Raw genomic sequence first — 19,187 nt, 5'->3', positions numbered from 1 at the left:
ACGCTCGACGTCGCTTACTAACCAGATGTTCCAGCGCGTGCTCGCTTGCGAGCACGCGCTGGATGGTTGCGCGCGCACCGTTCTCGATGATTTCATTCTATTTATTCAGCCTCGTGTTCGGCGCGTGGGCGATGGCCGTTGCTGTGTGCGACTGCCGCTCGCGTCGCGTGCCAAACACACTTGTGGGCGCAGGGCTTGTCGCCGCATTGGCGGCGGCGCTGCTGCACGCGGGGCCGACGCATCTCGGTATCGGTGAAGCGCTGGCCGCCGCCGCGGTGGGGCTCGCCGCGCTCATGCCGTTCTTCGTGCTCGGCATGATGGGCGCGGCCGACGTCAAGGTCTTCGCGGTGCTGGGCGCTTGGTGCGGGATGCAATCGCTCGTCGGCTTGTGGGTTGTCGCGAGCCTGGCGGCGTTCGTGCACGCAATCGCGATGCTGATTGCGCTGCGCTCACGTGCGCATGCCACCGCGGCGCGGCCCGCGCGGCTCGTTACCGTAGGGGCGAAGCGCGGTACGCCGTATGCCGCGTGCCTTAGCGTGCCCGCACTCGTTTGGCTCGTGTTCCAACTGGTGTCGGGGTGGCCGATATGATTGCGCGAGCAACAAACAGGAAAAAAATTCCGGCGCTGAGAGGGCGTGGCAAGCGCGCACAACGTGGTGTTGCTGCCATTGAGTTCGCGCTCGCGTTTCCGCTGTTCTTCGTGATCCTCTATGGGATCGTCATGTACAGCATGATTTTTCTCGTGCAGCAAAGTCTGACCTCGGCTGCCGCGGAAGGCGCGCGCGCGGCGCTTGTTTATCAGAATGCCACTGACCCCGCCTCGGCACTCACGAGTCGTGCGCAGGCGGCTTGCACGCGAGCGCTCGCCGTCGTGAGCTGGCTCACGCATGTGCCGCAATGCACGCCGGAGGTTAATACTGCGCCAGCCGGATGCACCGGGAACACGGCAATGGACTGCATCCAGATCACACTGACCTACGCATGGAACACCAATCCGCTGGTGCCTCCGCTGCCACTCATGGAACTGCTCGCACCATCGTCGCTGGTCGGTCAGGCGACCGTGCAGATCGATCCGGAGAATCTTCTGTGAAGCCTCCGCGTATGCCGTTCGTTTGCCGAGTCAGCCGTGTCGTTCTCGCGGCACCCAATTCGTTCGCATCCTGGATGATTCATGGCTAATCTGACAAAAATTACCGCAGGACTCCTGATTACAGGCGCATTCGTGCTGGGACTGTTCGCATGGATGCTGGCCCGCCGCGCACCGCCTCCGGCTGTCGTGCCCCCACCGTCTCCCATGCAGGCGCTCACGCCGGTCGTGGTGGCCACGCGCGTGCTCTCCGCGGGCCAGCCGATTCCCGCAGACGCGTTGCGCGTGCAGCCGCTGCCGATCCATCCTCAAGGTGCCGTGAGCGACAGCGCGCTGGTTGCGGGTCGCGTACCGCTTGCCGATATCGCCGCCAATGCGCCCGTGCTCGACCAGCAGCTTTCCTCGAGCCTCGCCGCGAGCCTGGCTCCTGGCGAGCGCGCCGTGGCCGTGCGCGTCGACGAAACCAACGCGGTCGGCAATACGCTGCGCGCGGGTAACTATGTCGACGTGTTCTTTACGTTGCGCCGCGACGGCAACGGTATGAACGGCGGTGAAATCGGCCGTACCCAGACGCGTCTCCTGATTTCAAAGGCGCGCGTGCTGGTGTTCGGCGCACAGCCCGATGCATCGGCGGGCGCGGGCGGCCAGCGCACCAGCAATTTTGGCCGGCAGGACGCCACGCCACGCACCGCGGTGCTCGCCGTGCCGCTCACCGAGGTCGATCAGCTTGCGCTCGCCCAAAGCCAGGGACAACTGATGCTCGCGCTGCGCAACCCGACCGACGATGGCCAGGTGGATCCCGCTGCATTCGGCCCGCAACCCGGCGTGCTCAAGGTGGTTTCTCATACGGCGCCGGACGGCTCGACGCGCGCGGCGGCGGGCGTCGCGCTCGACCAGCTCGCGGGCAGCGGCGTGCAGCGTGAAGCGGCGCCAGCAACTCCGCATCGTGCTGTGGCGTCCGCGCACGGTGGAATCGAAGTGATACGAGGCGGGCATACCGAAACGGTCGCCTGGTAATGGTGGAGGGGGCGGCGCTCGAGCCGCCAGCAGGTTGCGCGGACCTGGCCGCATAAGAGAGAAGCAGGAACACAATGACGATAACGAGAATTTTCGCCGTGGCAATGACCGCTGCATGTGCGGGCGGTCTTGCGCTTGCCGCCATGCCCACATGGGCGGCCCCGCCCGCACAGGGGAGTGCGGCCTACGCCGGTGATTCGGCGGATGCCCTGCCGCCCGGCGTCGATATCGCGGTGGGCGAACAGCGCACGCTGCCCGTCACGGGCGCGCTCAAGCGCATCGCCGTGGGCGACCCCTCCGTCGCCGACGTGCTGGTGATACGCGGCGACCGGCGCGGCGGCGTGCTGCTCGTCGGTAAGAGCGCGGGCACGACGAACGTGATGCTGTGGGAAGGCAGTGGCGCACCGCGCACGCTCACCGTCAACGTGACGACGAACGCGGCGCGCGCGCTGCTCGGGGCGGGCACGCCCGACGTGAAGGTGCTCGGCGGCACGGCGCTCATTACCGGCAGCGCCGCGACGATGGAGCAGCACCAGCGCGCGGTGGCGGCGGCGCAGGGCTCGGTTGGCAAGGGCGGGAAGGACAAGGACGCGAACGTGCTCGACACGTCGAGCGTCGCGACGCGCGCGGTCGTGCAAGTGGACGTGCGCGTGGTCGAGTTCAGCCGCACCGTGCTCAAGCAGATCGGCTTCAACTTCTTTCGCCAGAACAACGGCTTTGCGTTCGGCTCCTTTGCGCCGACTTCGCTCAGCTCGGGGACCATCACCTCGGGGGGCACGGCGGTGCAGGCTGGCTTACCGATCGCCTCCGCCTTCAACCTCGTATTCGCCTCCGCTACGCATGGCCTGTTCGCCGACCTGAGCCTGATGGAGACGAACAACCTGGCGCGCGTGCTCGCCGAGCCCACGCTCGTCGCGCTCTCGGGCCAGAGCGCGAGCTTCCTCGCGGGCGGCGAGATTCCGGTGCCGGTGCCCCAGGCGCTCGGCGCCACGGCGATCGAATACAAGCCCTACGGCATCGGGCTTTCGCTCACGCCCACGGTGCTCTCGCCGGAGCGCATCGCGCTCAAGGTTGCGCCCGAGGCAAGCCAGCTCGACTTCGCGAACGCGGTGACGATCAGCGGCGTCTCCGTGCCCGCGATCACCACGCGCCGCGCCGAAACGACCGTCGAGCTCGGCGATGGCGAGAGCTTCGTGATTGGCGGCCTGATCGATCGCGAAACGGCGTCGAACGTGAACAAGGTGCCGCTGCTGGGCGATCTGCCGATCATCGGCACGTTCTTCAAGCAGCTGAACTATCAGCAGAACGACAAGGAGCTGGTGATCATCGTGACGCCGCGTCTGGTGTCGCCGCTCGCGAAGGACGCGAAGCTGCCCACCACGCCCGGCGAGCTTTCCGAGCAGCGCGATGCGCCCGTGTGGCGCTCGCTGCTCGGTGGCGCGGCGTCGCGCGATCCGGTGCCGGGATTTTCGCCATGATGCGCCGGGCGATCGACGCGGCGTCACTGCGTCGACATTCGTTGCGAGAGCAACCAGGTTTTGCATGGGACCGGAGTCGGGCGCCAAAGCGCCCACTCGGGTCGACAGGAGGGATTCATGAACGCGAGAGCGCAGGTGTCGACTGAACGCACGGTGGCGGATTCGTTCGTCTTCGCGTCGGCGAATGACGCGCACGCGCGTTGGGTCGCGCATACGCTCGGCCCGGTGGGCAAGGTGCAAGCCGTCGCGCTCGATCCGGCGCTCGTTGCGCAGCAGATTTCGCAGAACATGCCGTCGCTGCTGCTGGTCGATTTTTCCGGCAGCGCGCGTTCCCAGGGCTCCCGGGCGAGCGCGGTGGCGGCGGCTGCGCACGCGGCGTTTCCGGGCCTGCAGATCATCGCCGTGGGCACGCTCGCCGAGCCGGAGAGCGCGATTTCGGCGCTGCGCGCAGGCGTGCGCGATTTCGTCGACGCGGGCGCAGACAGTGAGGATGCCTTAAGGATCGTGAGGCAGGTTCTGGACAATCGCGTGGAGCCCGTGAGCCGGCATGGCCGCCTCACCGTGCTGCTCGGCGCGCGTCCCGGCATGGGCGTCACAACGCTCGCGGCGAGCCTCGGCGTGCTGCTCGCGCGCAAGGGCGCCGCGCTGAACCGGCATGCCGCGCTGCTCGATCTGGGGCTGCCCGCGGGGGACGGCGCGCTGCTGCTCAACGCGGGCAACGGCTTCAGTTTCGTCGATGCGGTGCATAACCTGCGCCGCTTCGATCAGACCTTCGTGCATACGGCGCTCGCGCGCCACGAGAGCGGCCTTGCGCTCACCACGCTGCCGGCCGATCTCGGCGTGCTGCGCGAAGTCTCGTATCTGTCGGCGGTGGCGCTGCTCACGCGCTTGCGCGCGTTCTTCGACCAGCAGGTCGTCGACCTCGGCGGCTTTTCGAACGCGGAGTTCGTCTTCGAGGTGGCGCGCGCGGCCGATCAGGCCTGGCTCGTGTGCGACCAGAGCGTCGCGTCGATCGTCGCGGCGTCGCGCCAGCTCGAAGTGCTGCGCGACGGCGGCATCGACAACGCCAACCTGCGCCTCGTGATCAACCAGTACGAAATGGACATCGACCTGAGCGCGGCGCAGATCGCGGAGCGTCTCGGCATCGAGCTCGCGGGCGTGCTGCCCGCGCGCCGCGTGGCGCTGTGCCAGGCCGCGAACCGCGGCCATCTGCTCGTCGAGACCGCGCCGCGCGACCCTTACGTGCGCGCGCTCGATGCGCTCGCGGCGCAGCTCGACGGCATGCGCATGCAGGTCCCGAAGAAGTTCGACGCGCTGCGCCGCCCGCTGCGCGGCCTTTTCCAACACTCATCGAAGCGTTCGTAGACCATGGCGGATAACATCCAGTTTGCCGATGACGCGCCCTTGTTCGCGCAGAGCCAACAGTTCCAGGACATCAAAAACGCGGCGCACGAGCATCTGCTCACCCGCATCGAGGAGCTTGGCGCCGAGTTCGGCCGCTGGTCGCGCCAGGCGATCAACCAGTTCGTCGATCTGGAAATGGACAGCTTCGTGCGCCTGCGCCACATTCCGATCAACGAGAGCGAGGTGCGTGCGATCGCCGGGGCGCTCACCAAGGAGCTCGCCGGCTTCGGTCCGATCGAGGATCTGCTTTCCGATCCGGCCGTCGAGGACATCCTCATCAACGGCTATAGCGATGTTTATGTGTCGCGGCACGGTATCCTCTCGAAGATCCCGGTGCGCTTCTCCGACAACGCGCATTTGCTGCGCATCGTGCGGCGCATTCTTGCGCCCATCGGGCGGCGTCTGGACGAATCGAATCCAATGGTCGATGCGCGCCTGCCCGACGGCGGCCGCATCAATGTGGTGATCGAGCCGCTCTCGCTCGCGGGCCCGATCGTTTCGATCCGCAAGTTCCGCAAGGATCCGCTGCGCCCCGACGATCTGCTCGGCAACGGCACGTTCGGCGTGGAGATCGGCGCGCTCTTCGAAGCAGCGGTGCAGGCGCGCTGCAATATTCTCGTCTCGGGCGGCACGAGCTCGGGCAAGACCTCGCTCCTGAACGCGCTGGCGTTTCATATTCCCGAGATCGAGCGCGTGGTGACGATCGAGGATACGGCCGAGCTCTCGCTCAATCACCCGCACGTGGTGCGGCTGGAAAGCCGTCCGGGCGGCTTCGACGGCACCGGCGTGGTGACGATTCGCGATCTGCTGCGCAATACGCTGCGTATGCGGCCGGACCGCATCATCGTGGGCGAAGTGCGCGGCGGCGAAGTGCTCGAAATGCTGCAGGCGATGAACACGGGCCACGATGGCTCGATGGCGACCGTGCACGCGTCGTCGCCGCGCGAGTGTCTGTACCGGCTCGAAATGCTCGCGGGCTTCGCGGGTTTTCAGGGCACCGAAAGCAGTTTGCGCCGGCAGATCGCCAATGCCATCGACTTCATCGTGCAGATCGGGCGCCTCTCGAACGGGCGTCGCCGGATTCTTTCGGTAACCGAAGTAACGGGACTCGCGGACAACATCATCGCCACGCAGGAGCTCTACCGCTACGAGCCGGTCATGAACGCGGACGGCGAGGAAATCGACCGCTGGGATTCGCTCGGCATTCATCCGCATTCGCCGAAGCTCGCGCGTTTTCGTCAGGTGCTTTCGGCGTCGTCGGGTTTCGGCTTCGGGGGCGGGCGCGACGGGGGCTTCAATGTCTAGCGCGATCGCGCTCATCGCGGCGCTTGCGCTGCTGTTCGCCGCCGCCGGGCTGATGCTCTGGCAGCGCGCGCAGCAACGCGCCGCGCGTGAGCACGTGACGCGTTTCGTCGACAGCCGCGTGTCCGCGGCGACCCAGGCCGCGGGCGCGTCCGGCATGGCTGGCGTGCCAGGCGCGGGCGGCCCCGCCGGGCAGGGCGTGCCTGGCATGGCGGCCAGGCACGAGGCGGTGCGCGCGGCCTATGTGGGCGGCAACGCCGCCACGCGCGGCGGCGCACTGCCTTTGCCCACGGGCCAGCCGCAAGGCTGGCGAGGACGCGCGACGCTCGCGCTGCAGGGCATAATGAGCCGCGCCGGCATCGTCGACGTGCGCAAGCCGCTCGCGTTCGTCGGCTTCGTCGCCGTTGTGCTGACGCTGTGGGCCTTTTTGCTGGGCGGCGTGCCGGCGGCGCTCGCCGTGCTGGTGCTGGTGACGGTGCTCGCGGCCTTTGCGCTCTCGATGCGGATGCAGCGGCGCCGCGCGCGGCTTGTCGCGCAATTGCCGTCTTTTCTCGATGGCATCGTGCGGCTGATCGTGCTCGGCAACAGCGTGCCCGCGGCATTTCAGGCCGCGCTGCTGACCACCGAGGCGCCGCTGCGCGAATGTCTCGATCACGTCTCGCGCATGCTGCGCGCCGGCGTCGAAATCGATCGCGCGCTGAATCTGGTCGCGCAGGTCTATCGCACGCGCGAGCTGGAGCTCGTGGGCGCGGTGCTGCGTCTTTCGGTGCGCTACGGTGGCCGCGCCGACGTGATGCTCGAACGCATGGCGACCTTTATGCGCGACCTCGAGCAGGCGCAGCGCGAGCTGGGGGCGATGTCGGCGGAGACGCGTCTGTCCGCATGGGTGCTCGCGCTGCTGCCGCTCGGCATCGCTGGGTTTCTCATCGTGACCAACCCGCAATATTTCGCGTCGATGTGGAACGACCACTCGGGGCGTCTGCTCGTGTACGGAGCGACGGGGCTGCAGATTACCGGTGCTTATTTGCTCTATCGGCTCACGCGGCTCAAGGGGGTGTTGTGAGCGCGCATAACCTCGGTGTGCTTGCGCTGCTGCTCGGCGCGCTTGGCCTCGCACTGCTCGCGGCGCTCGCGTGCACGCGGCTCGCGGCGGCCCGCAAGAGCGCGCGCGTGCTCGAGCAGGCGATGGCGAGCTATGGATCGCACGCGAGCCAGCAGGCGAGAGCCGCGGTCGACGCGCGTGTAGTGGCGGCAGGCGTGCCGGTTGGCGTGGCGGTGGGGGCATCGGCGGGTGCGTCTTCCAGCGGCGTGCCAGGCGGGCAGGCGGGCACCTCGGGCGGTACGCATGGCGGTGTGGCTGCGGCCGCCCGCAGCGCGCAGGGCGGGGCGGCGTCGCAGGGCAAGAGCGGCGCCGCGCCCATCGACGCGCTCGCGAGCGTACCGAAACGCTCCGGACTCCCAGGCATGATCGACGTGATTGGCGCGATTGGCGTGCGCTGGCTCGATACCTCGGCGGGCAAGCTGATCGTCGCCGACGAAGACCGTCGCCTGCTCGATCAATGCGGCTATGTCGATGCTGCGCGCGCGCGGGGCCTCTATTGCGTCATCCGCCTTGTGAGCGCGTTCGTCATGGCGTTGCTGGGCGCGTGGTACGGCTTCTCGCATGGCGCGCGGCCCATCGCGATCGCGGGCGCCGGCCTGCTGCTCGGCTTCTTCCTGCCGAAGCTCGTGATGCGTCGCCGCGCACGCGCACGGCTCGATGCGGTGGCCGACGAGCTGCCGATGCTCGTCGATCTGCTGCGCCTTTTGCAGGGCGTCGGGCTCTCGCTCGATCAGAGCCTGCAGGTGATGATCAACGAATTCCGTCTCGTGCTGCCCGTGCTCGCGGGAGAAATGGAGATCGCGCAGCGCCAGTTCGTGGCGGGCCGCACGCGCGATCAGTCGCTGCAGCGCATGGCGTCGATCTACGAAAACGAGGACCTGCGCGCGGTGATCCGTCTGCTCGTGCAGGTGGACAAGCACGGCGGCGCCGTGCAGGAACCGCTCAAGCAATTCGGCGACCGGCTGCGCGAAGTGCGCCGCGCGACGCTGCGCGAACGCATCGGCAAGCTCACCGTGAGGATGACCGGCGTGATGGTGGTGACCCTGCTGCCCGCGCTGCTCATCGTCACGGCGGGGCCCGGCGTCATTGCGGTGCTGCACTCGCTGTCGTCGATTCATCATTGAGGCGAAGTGCGATCGAGTCATGAACATGGCCAGAACCATCATGAAGAATTTCACTATTGACGCGGTTGCGATGCACAGGCCAGCCGTGCGCCGTGCCCTGGCGGCCATGGCCTGCACGGGGCTCGCGGCGCTGGCCGCGTGCGGGACGCAGCAAGGCTACGGCGTGGGCCCGCAGGTGCAGGCCGAAATGCAGATGCGCGCGGCCACCCGCGACCCGGCACCGGACACGCCCGGCATGTATCTCGGCCTGATCTCGCGCATGCAGGCCGAGGGGCTCTACTACGCGTCGCTCGCGCATATCGACGCCTTCGAGCGCCAGTACGGCGCCACGCCCGATTCGATCCTGTTGCGCGCCGATGCGCTGCGTATGACGGGCCAGGCCAGCGCGAGCGAGGCCGCCTACGCGCAGTTGCTCAACACGCCGCTCGCGGCGCGCGGCCATCGCGGGCTCGGTCTGCTCGCGGGCGCGGCGGGGGACTTCCACAAGGCGGCGCAGGAACTGGACGAGGCCTCGCGGCTCGACCCGACAAACGCGGCCACGCTCTCCGACCTCGGCTATGCGCTGCTGCGCGACGCCGACGTGGCGCGTGCGCGCGTGCCGCTTCTCGAGGCGCTGGAGCTGGACGCGCACAACGCGAAGATCGTCGCGAACGTGGCGCTGCTGTTCGAAGTGAGCGGCAACGAGGTGGAGGCGCAGACGCTCATGTCGCATCAGGGCCTGCCTGCGCAGACCCGCGCGGCGATCGCGCGCGATGCGCAGAAGGTGCGCGAGGTGCAGCGTGCGCGTCAGGTTGCGCAGCGGCGCGAGTCGATGGAGCAGGCATCGCAGCGCGTCGCAAAACGCGCGGCGATGCCGGCACCGCGCGCACTGGCGAGTGCCCAGGATGGCTGGTCCGGCGGCGATGCGCAGCCGCGTCTGGTGGATCGCTTCGCGCAATGAAAACAGGGTTGGCGCGGCCTGCTTGCGCAACACGGGGAATATGATGAAAACCAATCAGATCATGGATGCGGCCTCCACCATTACGGCAGTGCTTCGAATACGTTGCCGCCACGGCGCGGTCATTGCAGGCGCGTTTTTGGGCATGGCGTGCGCGGTGCCGGCCGCGCAGGCGCAGGCTGCGGACGCACAGGGTTCGGGCGCGGCGGTTGCGAACAGCGAAGTCGGCCATTCGACGCAAGCCTGGCTCGCGCTTCAGCGCAGCAACGCTCAGGCGGCCCCCGCGTTGCCGATGCTCGGCGCCGAGGCGGGCTACGCTTACGAGCGCTACCTGAAGTCGTTCGATACGGCGATCCCGGCCAGCTTCGGCTCGACGATCCAGTCGGGCAGCGGGCAGGGCGGCGGAAGCGGCACGGCCTCGGCGAGCGGCGAAGGCGCGTACTGAGATGGTGGCGCGCTCAGGCCAGCAGGGTCGCGCCGGCGTTGCCGCCGTTGCCGCAGGGGAGGCGGCGGACGCCGCGCCGCCGCGTTTGCGGCTAGGGCATGCGCCTGCCCGCAAACGCGCGCGTGCGTGGGCCGCAGCGAACGCACGGCGCCAGCGCGGCTCGCTCGCGCTCATCGCGGTCGTCGGGATACTGGTTGCGCTCGCGGCGCTGGGCGTGCTCGATCTGGCGAATCTCTACCTCGCGAAGCGTTCGCTGCAGAACGTCGCCGATCTCGCGGCGCTGGCCGCCGCGCAGCAGATGGACGACCAATGCACGCAGCCGACCCTGACGGCGACTGCGAACGCGGCGAGCAACGGCTTTGTGGCGAACGGTGGGACGCGCACGCTCAGCACGAAGTGCGGGCGCTGGGACTCGAACGGCAATGGCGGGATGACGTTCGTGGAAAACGGCGCTACGCCGCCGCTGAACGGCGTGTGGGTGCACGTCACGAATTACGTGCCGTACTTCTTCATCGGCAAGGGCCAGTCGATCGAGGCGACCGCCACGGCGAAGGCGACCGTGGTGGGTTCATTTCAGTTAGGCACTACGCTGGTTCAGGCGGATCTGCTCAACGGGCTGCTCGGCTCGCTGCTGGGCACGAGCGTGAAGCTGAGTCTGGTGTCGTGGAACGGCATCGCGAACGCCAATGTCACACTCGGCCAACTCGCCAAGGTCGCGACGAGCGCGGGCACGGTCAAGGGACTGCTCAACACGAGCGCCAGCGTGAGCGGGCTCGCCCAGCTCATGGCCAATGGGCTGCAGAGCGGCGGCAGCGTGGTATCGGCAGACGTCGCCGCGAGCATCGCGGGGCTCAACGCCCTCGCGTCGGCCACCGCGCTGAGCAACGTGCAGATCCCGATCGCCACGGGCTCGTCGCCGGGGCTTCTCTCGCTCGGCCTCGCCGACGCGGAATCGGCCGCGAATGTTTCAGTCAACGCGTTGCAGGCGCTGATCGTGGCGGCGGAAATCGCGCAGCAGGGCAAGCCGCCGGTCCAGGTCGGCCTGAATCTCGCGAATCTGCCCGTTGTCAGTTCCCTGCTGCCGGCCAGCGCACAATTGCAGGTCAATGTCCTCTCGCCGCCCTCCATCGCGGTGGGCGAGGCAGGGCAGACGGGCTCGCCCCCGGACTGGCGCACCTATGCGCACAACGCGCAGGTGACGGTGCAACTCAATGTCGGGTTGTCCGTCGCCGGCCTCGTCAATGTCAACTTGCCGCTCTATGTGGAGGCCGCGCAGGCGTCGGCCTGGCTCGAATCCGCGCAATGCGCGCCTACTGCCGCGCAAAGCCGCTCGGTCATCGGCGTGCAGACGGGTATCGCCTACCTGTGCCTCGGCACGCCGCCCACCACGGCGGCGGCGATGTCGGCGGCGAACAATGCGAGTTCGCCTTCGTGCGGCGGCAGCGCCGCGCCGGTTGCCGATGTTTCGGCCGGCAACCTCCTGTCTTTCCTCGGACTGGGCAGCCTCTTCGGGCTAGGCAAAATCAAGCTGGTCAAGCTCGACGCGAATCTATCTGTGCCGCTTGCGAACCCGACGACTGCCGAGCTGACGTTCGACGGCACCGGCTGTCCGGTCGATTCGACAGGCTCATGTAACGGGGCCGCGAACGCGAGCACGAGTACCGACGTGGTGAGCGCGCTTGGCGGGGCACTGTCGTCCATGTCTTCGCAATTGAGCGCCGGCGCGCTCTCCGTGAACGTGGCCGGGCTCAAGCTCACTTCCGACGAGCTTGGCACGCTCGGGAGCGCCATAGTCAATGCCCTGTCGCCGCTTCTTTCGACGCTCGAACAGTACCTGCTCGGCCCGCTGCTTCAACTGCTCGGCGTCCAGCTCGGCGTGGCGAACGTCGCCGATTTTCCGCTCGCCTGCGGCGTTGCAACACTCGTCCAATAAGAAACCCACGATGCGAACCACCACCCCCATCGAGGAACTCGACCTCTACGTCTGGGAAGGCAAAGCCGATATCGTCGAGCGCATCGCGCGCTGCATGGCGAGTCTCGACGTCGAGGTGATACGCGCCGACGACGCCGCGATCTCGCCGCAACGCATCGCCGCGCGCGCGTCGATCGCGGTCGTCAGCGTGAGCGTGATCGACACCGGCGCGCTCGTGCTGCGCGACTGGCAGGCCACGCACGGCATGCCTGTGATCTGGGTCGGCGCGGCGCCGCGCGACAACGATCCGGCCATGTATCCCGCCGAGTACTCGCACATCCTGCCACTCGACTTCACTTGCGCCGAGCTGCGCGGCCTCGTCTCCAAGCTCGTCGTCCAGCTGCGCGCGCATTCGGCCCAAACGGCCGGCGCCGACATGCTCGTGGCCGAGTCCGAGAGCATGCGCGCGCTGATGAAGGAAGTCGACACGTTCGCCGACTGCGACACGAGCGTGCTCGTGCACGGCGAGACCGGCACGGGCAAGGAGCGCATCGCCGAGCTGCTGCACCGCAAGCACAGCCGCTACGGCGCGGGGCCCTTCGTGGCCGTCAACTGCGGCGCGATTCCCGACGGCCTGTTCGAGTCGCTGTTCTTCGGGCACGCGAAGGGCTCGTTCACGGGCGCGGCGCTCGCGCACAAGGGCTATTTCGAGCAGGCCGACGGCGGCACGCTGTTTCTCGACGAAATCGGCGACCTGCCGCTCTACCAGCAGGTGAAGCTGCTGCGCGTGCTCGAGGACGGCACGGTCACGCGCATCGGCTCGGCCACGCCGCTGAAGGTGGATTTCCGCCTCGTCGCGGCCACCAACCGGCAACTGCCGCAACTGGTGAAGGACGGCAACTTTCGCGCCGATCTCTATTACCGGCTCGCCGTGATCGAGTTGACCGTGCCGTCGCTCGAAGAGCGCGGCGCCGTGGACAAGATCGCGCTCTTCAAGGCCTTCGTCGCGTCGGTGGTGGGCGGCGAGCGGCTCGAGGCGCTGCCGGAACTGCCTTACTGGCTGGCCGACTCGGTGGCCGCGATGCGCTTCCCGGGCAACGTGCGCGAGTTGCGCAACCTGGCCGAACGGGTCGGCGTGACGGTGCGCCAGATGGGCGACTGGGATGCGCCGCGTCTGCGGCGGCTGCTCGCCGGATCGGGTGGCGTCCAGCCGGCGGCGGAGGCCGCGGCGCCCGTCGTCGACCGCAGCAAATGGGATATGGCCGAGCGCAGCCGCTTGCTCGCGGCGCTGGACGCAAACGGCTGGCGCCGCAAGGATACGGCGCAATACCTGGGAATCAGCCGCAAGGTGTTGTGGGAAAAGATCCGCAAATACCAAATTTTCGACGAGGAGCCCGCAACCGGTGAAAGTGAGTAATAATTGTGCGATTTTGTAAAATCGTACAAAAGAACCGGGACAAAACAGTAGAAGACAGGGGCTTCATGAACGACAAGTGGAGAGTTCGGCAGGTCGCGCTGGCCGCGCTGATGTTGCTCGGGGGTGTCGAAGCGGGCTGCGCGCAATCGCTGCCGGACCAGGCAGCCGCAGCGCAGTCTGCCGCGCAGACGTCGGCGCGCGCAACGGCAAACGTGGCCGCGGACACCTCAGCGAACACGGTGGCGACACAGGACGCGGGCGCGTCCGTGCAGCCGCAGGCGGCAGCGACTGCGCAGCCGTTGCCCGGTGCGCCGGTCGCGCTCACGCCGGAGGAAGCGCAGCAGAACGCGGCTGGCAATGTGGCCGAGCTGCAGCAGATGATCCGCGGCTCCGATCTCAACGAATTGCGCACGACCTATAACGGCACTTATGGCGCGAGTCTCCTGTTCTACGGCAAGGAGATGACCTATTACGTGGCGCTGTTCCAGAACAAGACGTTCTGGCGCGTGATCAAGACCAGTGACGAAACGCGCGCGGAGGCGATCTACCGCGATTTCGTGCAGAAGACGCTCCAGTTGTCGGACGTCGAGATTCGCCGCACGCGTCTCGAGGCGCAAAAGGCGTTCACGGCCCACATGATCGCGCTGACGCAGGATCACGCGAATCGCCTGCAGGCCGACCTCGCGATCGCACGCCAGCAGCAGGCGCTCGTCGCGGATCAGCAGAAGCAGACGCGCGACCAGGCAAATGCGCTCCAGGTCGAGAAGACGGCCGCGCAGGACCAGTTGCGTGCGGTGCAGCGCCAGGTGCAGGAGCTGCAGCGTCAGGTGGAAGGCGGTTTGCCGATCCGGTGAGGCGTGGCGGGGTGCAGGAAGCCGGCGGCGTGGGTGCGTGCCGGTCCGGCGATCCGGTTTGCTTCAGGAAGACGGAATGGAAAACGAAGGCGGGCGTCTGCGACGCGCCGCCTTCGGTGCTTTTTGGGCGGGAATTTCTGCGCGACCCGTCGGCGACTGGTTAAGCGGCCGATCCTTTGCGCGCCTCTCGCGAGGACCTGGCGAACCTCCGGCACGCGACGCCGGGCCGCTGCGCACTACCTCAGTGCTTGCCGTGACGATGCGTATCGTGACCCTTTTTGGTGTCGTCGGCGGGCTGGGGCTTGGAGCGGGGCGGATCGATGGCGATGGGGTCGCTCGCCGGGAAGGTTTCTTCGAGCGCCTCGTCGAGCGCGTCGTCCTGCGAGGGCGGAGGGGACTTCGGTTTGGATGAGCTCATGGTGTTCTCCGGGGCGAAGATAGTCGCCTTCAGAATAACGCAAAGGGGAAACTCATGAGCGAGCGCCTGGGCCCGGCTGCGTCCGAAACGCGAAGCGCTGGCGAGAACGCGCACAGGCGCGTCAAGCGCGCCTGTGTATCGTGAAATCAGCGGTGAAATCAGCGGTTGCTGAAAAAGTCGCGGGGCTTAGCTGTTGTTCGAGCCTTCGCCGCCGTTGCCACCATTGTTCACCGTGCCGTAGAGCCGCCGGCGGCGCGTGACGACCACCGGGCCGTCCTGGGCGGGGCGCTCGGACGAAGCGGGCGCCGACCAGGATTCGCGCGGCTCGCGATCCCTGGGCTCGCGCGGTTCGCGGGGTTCGCGTGATTCGCGCGGACCGTGCCCGCCGTGGCCGCCGTAATTACCGTGCGGGCCGCGGCTCGTGTGCTCGCCATGTGAAGGGCGCGGCGTGCGCGGACCCGGGCGCGTGCCGGTATCGAGCTGGATGGTGGAGATTGCGCGTTTGTAGATGCCTTGCAGGCCGACAGGCGTGCGCAGCATCACCAGGTACTGATCGAACGACTCGATGCATCCGGTCAGGCGAATGCCGTTGACCAGATAGATTTCGACGCGCTTGCGCTCTTTGCGCGCGGCGTTCATGAAGTCGTTTTGCGGGTGCGATTCTGCGGAAGGCATGGACGAATTTTGACCAGGCGGCTAAGTGCCGCAATTCAATTGGAAACGTTTGCTCGCCGGGATTCTACCTTGTGCCGGCTGAGCGCGCGTACGTTGACATACTTTACTGCAGAACTATACCGGCTCGCGGCGGCAACCGCAGAGCCGTGCAATACACATGGCGAATGCCAGTCAAAATACATGAATGCAGGGCCCGAACCGTGACAGCGTGACCGGCGGAGGTCGGTTTGACGCAGTTGCGGCGGATACGTTCATAGCGTAGTGCAAAGACGCGCGAATGTGTCGCGAATTTCAGTGTGTTTGCGCGCGTCGGGGCAGTATTGCGCCGCGTTACGGCGTGCATCAACGCGCGCAGGCGCAACAGACCTTTCCAGCACCTTACCGTATGGCGATTCTCCCGTTCCACGCGCTGGCGGTCCGTGCGGCGACGCACGTGCGCGTGGCCGTCGCCCATTCGTCTTCAAGCTGCGCGCTGTTCGTCGCTTCCCGGCCCCAAGGCCCGCCCCGCAAATAAACATCGCCCGATTGGCTTGCGCGAGGAATAAGGCATCGGCGCGCCGCGTTTATCAACATGTCGACGCCCGCGGTTCGCAATGAGCCGCGCGCCATGTTCGCAATGCGCCGGCAGTCCTCAAACGGGAGACGACCATGAAGCGGTATCGCATTGTTCTTGCCTGTCTTGTTTGTCTGACGATGGCCGCGGTCTCCGGTTCGGTGACCGCATGCAGCGACATGAATTCGGGCAGCGGCAGTTCGTCGGGTGGTTCGTCGGGTAGCTCGGACAGTTCGTCGGGCGGCGGCTACTGATTGCGCCACTAAATAGCCCCTGAACGACCCGGGAGCCGCGCGCCATGCTGCGCCGTCCGTCCGCGGAGTTCGAAGCGCAGGTGGTCGCGCAGCTCGCGCCCATGCGCCGCTACGCGCGTGCGCTCACGGGCGACGCCGCCTGGGCCGACGATCTCGTGCAGGACGCCGCCGAGCGCGCGCTCGCGCGTGCCTCGTCGTTCCGGCCCGACAGCAATCTGCGCGCGTGGCTGCTGACGATCCTGCGCCACATCTACATCGACCAGCTGCGCGGCCGGCGCGAGATTGCGGTGGACGACGAAAGCGCGCCCTGGCGCACGCTCGAAGCGCCGCATGGCGAGGTCGACGGCCTCGTGCTGCGCGATCTGCAGCGCGCGCTTTATCTGCTGCCCGCGGCGCAGCGCGAAGTGCTGCTGCTGGTGTGCGTGGAGGAACTCAGTTATCAGGAGGCGTCCACGGTGCTCGGCGTGCCGGCGGGCACGGTGATGTCGCGTCTTTCGCGCGCGCGCGAGCATCTGCGCGTGCTGCTCGACAGAGGGCCGGCGCAGGATCCGGCGCGGCATGCCGCGCCGCTCAGGGTGGTGGGGACGACGCGATGAACGACGACGAACTCGAACGCCAGCGCGCGGGCGCACATCCCGCACCGGCGGCTTCGCCCGATGGCGGGGCGGCGCCCGGCCCGACGCCGCCTTCGGCCAATTCGGCCACCCCGGCATCTTCGGCTCCGCGGGCCATTCCCGACGCCGACTCCGACGCCGATGCTGCCGCCGACTTCGCCACGCTAGGCGCCTACGTCGACGACGAATTGCCCGCGCACGAACGCGCGGCGCTGCAGGCGCGGCTGACGGCCGACGCGGGCGCCGCGCAGCGCGTCGCCGCCTGGCGCGCGCAGAAGGCCGCTTTGCAAACGCTCTGCCGCGCCGGCGACGAGGCCGCGACGCCCGCTTACGTCGTGCTCAGACGGCGCGACCCGTGGTGGCGACGCGCGGGCCTCGCGGCGTCGTGGGCCGTCGTGGGCGCGGGCTTCGCGGTGGCGGCGGGCACGCTGATGCCGCAATGGCTTCCCGACGGTGCGTGGGCCTCGCGCGGCGCCACGGGCACGGGCCGCGATTTCGCGTTTCTGGCGCGCGACGGGGAGGGCTTCGCGCGGCGCGCCGACGTCGCCTACGCCGTGTACTCGCCCGAAGTGCGTCATCCCGTGGAAGTGGGCGCCGCGGACGAGGCTCATCTCGTCGCGTGGCTCTCGAAGCGGCTTGGCAAGCCGCTCGCCATTCCGCCGCTCGGTGAATATGGCTATGCCCTCGTGGGCGGGCGCCTGTTGCCGGGCGCGGCGGGTCCGGCGGCGCAGTTCATGTACCAGAACGACGCCGGCGCACGGCTCACGCTCTACGTGAGCGCGTCGGGCCGCGCCCGCGATGCGGTGCATTTGCTGAGCGACGGCAGCCGACGCACGTTCTACTGGAGCACCGACGGCATGGGCTACGCGCTTTCCGGGCCGGCCACGGAGGCCCGCCTGCGCACGATCGCCTATGAGGTGTGCGGCGCGCTCGGCGGCACCTCGGCGCAATGGTGACAGGCGCGCGATGGAACCGGAAAGAGCGGATACGGCTCGCGTATTGCCGTCCGGCATGAGCGCGGCGCGCTTCGCGCGTGCGCTCGCCGCATTCGAATCGATTGTCGGTATTCCTAACGTTTGTCGTGGCGGCGCCGCGCTCGCGCCATATTTCGATCCGTTCGCGCCCGTCGACGATGCGCACGCCTTTGCGCCCTCGGCGGCGCTCCTGCCCGCCAACGTCGATGAGATCCGTGCGATTCTGCGCGTGGCCAACGCGGCGCGCGTGCCGCTCTGGACCGTCTCCACGGGCCGCAACTTCGCCTATGGTGGCGCGGCTCCGCGCCTCGCGGGCTCGGTGGTGCTCGACCTGCAGCGCCTGAACCGCGTGCTCGACGTGGACGAGCGGCTCGCCTGGGCGCTCGTCGAGCCCGGCGTCAGCTATTTCGATCTCCACGCGCATCTGCGCGAACGCGGCCTGAAGCTATGGGTGGACCCGCCCGCGGCGGGTTGGGGCAGCGTGATCGGCAATACGCTCGAGCGCGGCTTCGGCTACACGGCTTACGGCGATCACGCGGCGGCGCAATGCGGGATGGAGATCGTGCTCGCCAATGGCGACGTCGTGCGCACCGGCATGGGCGCGATCGGCACGGGCACCGCGTGGCAACTCTACAAGCCGGGCTACGGGCCGTCGTTCGACGCGCTCTTCACGCAATCGAACTACGGCATCGTCACGAAGATGGGGCTCTGGCTGATGCCCGCGCCGCCCGCTTACGTGATCGGCGAAATCCAGTTCGCGCGCGAGGACGATCTGGGCGCGATCGTCGATACGCTGCGCGGTTTGCAGCTCTCGGGCACGATCGCGCAGCACGCGGTCATCGAAGGCGCGATCCGCCGCGCGGCCAGCATCACGCCGCGTTCGCGCTGGTACGAGGGCGAGGGGCCGATGCCCGAGGCCGCTGTCGCGGCCATGCAGCGCGAGCTCGATATCGGCCGCTGGAATCTGCACTACGCGCTCTATGGCGAGCCCGATGTGATCGAGCTGCAGCGCCGCATCGTCGAGCGCGCGTTCGCCCAGGTGCCGCACGCGCGCGCGTTTTCGAAGCGCTATGTGGGCAGCGAGGAACCGCAGGGCGGCGGCGACCGCAACATGGCCGGCATTCCGTCGATGAGCGCGTTTCGCATGCTCGACTGGCGCGGTGGCGAAGGCGCGCACGTGGACTTCTCGCCGCTGTGTCCCGCCGACGGCCGCGACGCGCTGCGTCAGTACGCGCTCGTGAAGGCGCGCGCGGCCGAATACGGCTTCGATTACTACGGCGGCTTCACGGCGGCGGGGCGCCATCTGCATCATGTGTTCGCGGCGATCTTCGCGCGCGAGCGGCGCGAGGATGCGGCCCGCGCGGGCGATCTGCTGCGCGCGTTGATGAGCGATGCGCGCGCGGCGGGCTATGGCGTGTATCGCTCGCATCTGCTCTACATGGATTACGCGGCGGCGCAGTACGACTTCAATGACGGCGCGCTGCTGCGGCTCGCGCAGACGGTGAAGGACGCGCTCGATCCGCAGGGCGTGCTGGCTCCTGGCAAGCAGGGCGTATGGCCGGCGGCGTGGCGTGGCATGCGCGGCTATACGTGATGCGTGCGCATACACGTATGCGTGAG

At 68.0% G+C, this 19,187-nt stretch carries 19 protein-coding genes; 17 read left to right on the top strand and 2 right to left on the bottom strand.

What is annotated here, in order from left to right; genetic code table 11:
• The first annotated feature begins 62 nt into the window (after nt 1-62).
• The 13 genes from U5775_RS08125 (at nt 63) to U5775_RS08065 (ending at nt 14,079) form a co-directional block, all read left to right on the top strand.
• Nucleotides 63-590, top strand: a complete 528-nt coding sequence (locus U5775_RS08125; protein WP_322057601.1) for a prepilin peptidase — start codon at nt 63-65, stop codon at nt 588-590.
• Nucleotides 587-1,090 carry a TadE/TadG family type IV pilus assembly protein gene (locus tag U5775_RS08120; protein WP_322057704.1) on the top strand — a complete coding sequence of 168 codons (504 nt, stop codon included), beginning with the start codon at nt 587-589 and terminating at the stop codon, nt 1,088-1,090. Before U5775_RS08125 ends, U5775_RS08120 begins: the two co-directional genes overlap by 4 nt.
• Nucleotides 1,091-1,171: 81 nt before the next feature.
• Complete coding sequence (gene cpaB / locus U5775_RS08115; RefSeq protein WP_322057600.1) at nt 1,172-2,104, top strand: Flp pilus assembly protein CpaB; 933 nt, start codon at nt 1,172-1,174, stop codon at nt 2,102-2,104.
• A gap of 104 nt (nt 2,105-2,208) precedes the next feature.
• Nucleotides 2,209-3,582: a type II and III secretion system protein family protein gene (locus tag U5775_RS08110; protein ID WP_322057703.1), complete on the top strand. Its 1,374-nt coding sequence runs from the start codon at nt 2,209-2,211 to the stop codon at nt 3,580-3,582.
• A gap of 117 nt (nt 3,583-3,699) precedes the next feature.
• Nucleotides 3,700-4,947, top strand: a complete 1,248-nt coding sequence (locus U5775_RS08105) for a fimbrial protein (RefSeq protein ID WP_322057599.1) — start codon at nt 3,700-3,702, stop codon at nt 4,945-4,947.
• Between the two features lie 3 nt (nt 4,948-4,950).
• Nucleotides 4,951-6,291 carry a CpaF family protein gene (locus U5775_RS08100; protein WP_322057598.1) on the top strand — a complete coding sequence of 447 codons (1,341 nt, stop codon included), beginning with the start codon at nt 4,951-4,953 and terminating at the stop codon, nt 6,289-6,291.
• Complete coding sequence (locus tag U5775_RS08095; protein ID WP_322057597.1) at nt 6,284-7,351, top strand: type II secretion system F family protein; 1,068 nt, start codon at nt 6,284-6,286, stop codon at nt 7,349-7,351. Before U5775_RS08100 ends, U5775_RS08095 begins: the two co-directional genes overlap by 8 nt.
• Nucleotides 7,348-8,514, top strand: coding sequence for a type II secretion system F family protein (locus tag U5775_RS08090; RefSeq protein ID WP_322057596.1), 1,167 nt, complete (start codon nt 7,348-7,350; stop codon nt 8,512-8,514). Before U5775_RS08095 ends, U5775_RS08090 begins: the two co-directional genes overlap by 4 nt.
• Nucleotides 8,515-8,539: 25 nt before the next feature.
• A complete protein-coding gene (locus U5775_RS08085; protein ID WP_415913536.1) occupies nt 8,540-9,454 on the top strand; it encodes a pilus assembly protein in 915 nt (304 codons plus the stop codon).
• 40 nt (nt 9,455-9,494) lie between these two features.
• Nucleotides 9,495-9,896 carry a DUF3613 domain-containing protein gene (locus U5775_RS08080; protein WP_322057595.1) on the top strand — a complete coding sequence of 134 codons (402 nt, stop codon included), beginning with the start codon at nt 9,495-9,497 and terminating at the stop codon, nt 9,894-9,896.
• A 1-nt stretch (nt 9,897) separates the two neighbouring features.
• Nucleotides 9,898-11,829, top strand: a complete 1,932-nt coding sequence (locus tag U5775_RS08075) for a TadG family pilus assembly protein (RefSeq protein ID WP_322057594.1) — start codon at nt 9,898-9,900, stop codon at nt 11,827-11,829.
• A 10-nt stretch (nt 11,830-11,839) separates the two neighbouring features.
• Entirely contained in the window at nt 11,840-13,225 is a 1,386-nt protein-coding gene (locus U5775_RS08070; protein WP_322057593.1) for a sigma-54 dependent transcriptional regulator, read from the top strand.
• 65 nt (nt 13,226-13,290) lie between these two features.
• Entirely contained in the window at nt 13,291-14,079 is a 789-nt protein-coding gene (locus U5775_RS08065; RefSeq protein ID WP_322057592.1) for a DUF2968 domain-containing protein, read from the top strand.
• A 241-nt stretch (nt 14,080-14,320) separates the two neighbouring features.
• Here U5775_RS08065 and U5775_RS08060 read toward each other — a convergent pair whose 3' ends face one another.
• Both U5775_RS08060 and hfq read right to left on the bottom strand, forming a co-directional pair.
• The gene (locus U5775_RS08060; protein WP_322057591.1) at nt 14,321-14,497 is read right to left on the bottom strand and encodes a hypothetical protein; all 177 of its coding nucleotides are present in this window, start codon (nt 14,495-14,497) and stop codon (nt 14,321-14,323) included.
• Nucleotides 14,498-14,683: 186 nt separating this feature from the next.
• Nucleotides 14,684-15,172 (bottom strand): RNA chaperone Hfq, encoded by a 489-nt coding sequence (gene hfq, locus U5775_RS08055; RefSeq protein WP_322057590.1) that lies wholly within the window; start codon nt 15,170-15,172, stop codon nt 14,684-14,686.
• A gap of 648 nt (nt 15,173-15,820) precedes the next feature.
• Between hfq and U5775_RS08050 the strand changes: the two genes are divergently transcribed.
• From U5775_RS08050 to U5775_RS08035, 4 genes are read left to right on the top strand one after another with little or no spacing between them, the layout of a single operon-like run.
• On the top strand, nt 15,821-15,979 hold the full coding sequence (locus tag U5775_RS08050) for a hypothetical protein (RefSeq protein ID WP_322057589.1): 159 nt from the start codon (nt 15,821-15,823) through the stop codon (nt 15,977-15,979).
• Between the two features lie 44 nt (nt 15,980-16,023).
• Entirely contained in the window at nt 16,024-16,575 is a 552-nt protein-coding gene (locus U5775_RS08045) for a sigma-70 family RNA polymerase sigma factor (protein WP_322057588.1), read from the top strand.
• Nucleotides 16,572-17,549, top strand: coding sequence for an anti-sigma factor (locus U5775_RS08040; RefSeq protein ID WP_322057587.1), 978 nt, complete (start codon nt 16,572-16,574; stop codon nt 17,547-17,549). The genes U5775_RS08045 and U5775_RS08040 overlap by 4 nt, the downstream gene beginning before the upstream one ends.
• A 10-nt stretch (nt 17,550-17,559) precedes the next feature.
• A complete protein-coding gene (locus U5775_RS08035) occupies nt 17,560-19,161 on the top strand; it encodes an FAD-binding oxidoreductase (RefSeq protein ID WP_322057586.1) in 1,602 nt (533 codons plus the stop codon).
• The last annotated feature ends 26 nt before the right edge of the window (nt 19,162-19,187 follow it).

It is taken from the genome of Paraburkholderia sp. J63, assembly GCF_905220245.1.
In the GTDB taxonomy this organism is placed as follows: domain Bacteria; phylum Pseudomonadota; class Gammaproteobacteria; order Burkholderiales; family Burkholderiaceae; genus Paraburkholderia.
This window is presented reverse-complemented; position numbering and strand designations above follow the sequence as displayed.

Bases quoted from the DNA above. Each gene is read 5' to 3' on its own strand.
- cpaB (WP_322057600.1), top strand. From the start codon at position 1,172: ATGGCTAATCTGACAAAAATTACCGCAGGACTCCTGATTACAGGCGCA.
- U5775_RS08110 (WP_322057703.1), top strand. From the start codon at position 2,209: ATGACCGCTGCATGTGCGGGCGGTCTTGCGCTTGCCGCCATGCCCACA.
- U5775_RS08105 (WP_322057599.1), top strand. From the start codon at position 3,700: ATGAACGCGAGAGCGCAGGTGTCGACTGAACGCACGGTGGCGGATTCG.
- U5775_RS08065 (WP_322057592.1), top strand. From the start codon at position 13,291: ATGAACGACAAGTGGAGAGTTCGGCAGGTCGCGCTGGCCGCGCTGATG.
- U5775_RS08095 (WP_322057597.1), top strand. From the start codon at position 6,284: ATGTCTAGCGCGATCGCGCTCATCGCGGCGCTTGCGCTGCTGTTCGCC.
- U5775_RS08070 (WP_322057593.1), top strand. From the start codon at position 11,840: ATGCGAACCACCACCCCCATCGAGGAACTCGACCTCTACGTCTGGGAA.
- U5775_RS08040 (WP_322057587.1), top strand. From the start codon at position 16,572: ATGAACGACGACGAACTCGAACGCCAGCGCGCGGGCGCACATCCCGCA.
- U5775_RS08045 (WP_322057588.1), top strand. From the start codon at position 16,024: ATGCTGCGCCGTCCGTCCGCGGAGTTCGAAGCGCAGGTGGTCGCGCAG.
- U5775_RS08125 (WP_322057601.1), top strand. From the start codon at position 63: ATGGTTGCGCGCGCACCGTTCTCGATGATTTCATTCTATTTATTCAGC.
- U5775_RS08100 (WP_322057598.1), top strand. From the start codon at position 4,951: ATGGCGGATAACATCCAGTTTGCCGATGACGCGCCCTTGTTCGCGCAG.
- hfq (WP_322057590.1), bottom strand. From the start codon at position 15,172: ATGCCTTCCGCAGAATCGCACCCGCAAAACGACTTCATGAACGCCGCG.
- U5775_RS08085 (WP_415913536.1), top strand. From the start codon at position 8,540: ATGGCCAGAACCATCATGAAGAATTTCACTATTGACGCGGTTGCGATG.
- U5775_RS08120 (WP_322057704.1), top strand. From the start codon at position 587: ATGATTGCGCGAGCAACAAACAGGAAAAAAATTCCGGCGCTGAGAGGG.
- U5775_RS08035 (WP_322057586.1), top strand. From the start codon at position 17,560: ATGGAACCGGAAAGAGCGGATACGGCTCGCGTATTGCCGTCCGGCATG.
- U5775_RS08050 (WP_322057589.1), top strand. From the start codon at position 15,821: ATGAAGCGGTATCGCATTGTTCTTGCCTGTCTTGTTTGTCTGACGATG.
- U5775_RS08075 (WP_322057594.1), top strand. From the start codon at position 9,898: ATGGTGGCGCGCTCAGGCCAGCAGGGTCGCGCCGGCGTTGCCGCCGTT.
- U5775_RS08060 (WP_322057591.1), bottom strand. From the start codon at position 14,497: ATGAGCTCATCCAAACCGAAGTCCCCTCCGCCCTCGCAGGACGACGCG.
- U5775_RS08080 (WP_322057595.1), top strand. From the start codon at position 9,495: ATGATGAAAACCAATCAGATCATGGATGCGGCCTCCACCATTACGGCA.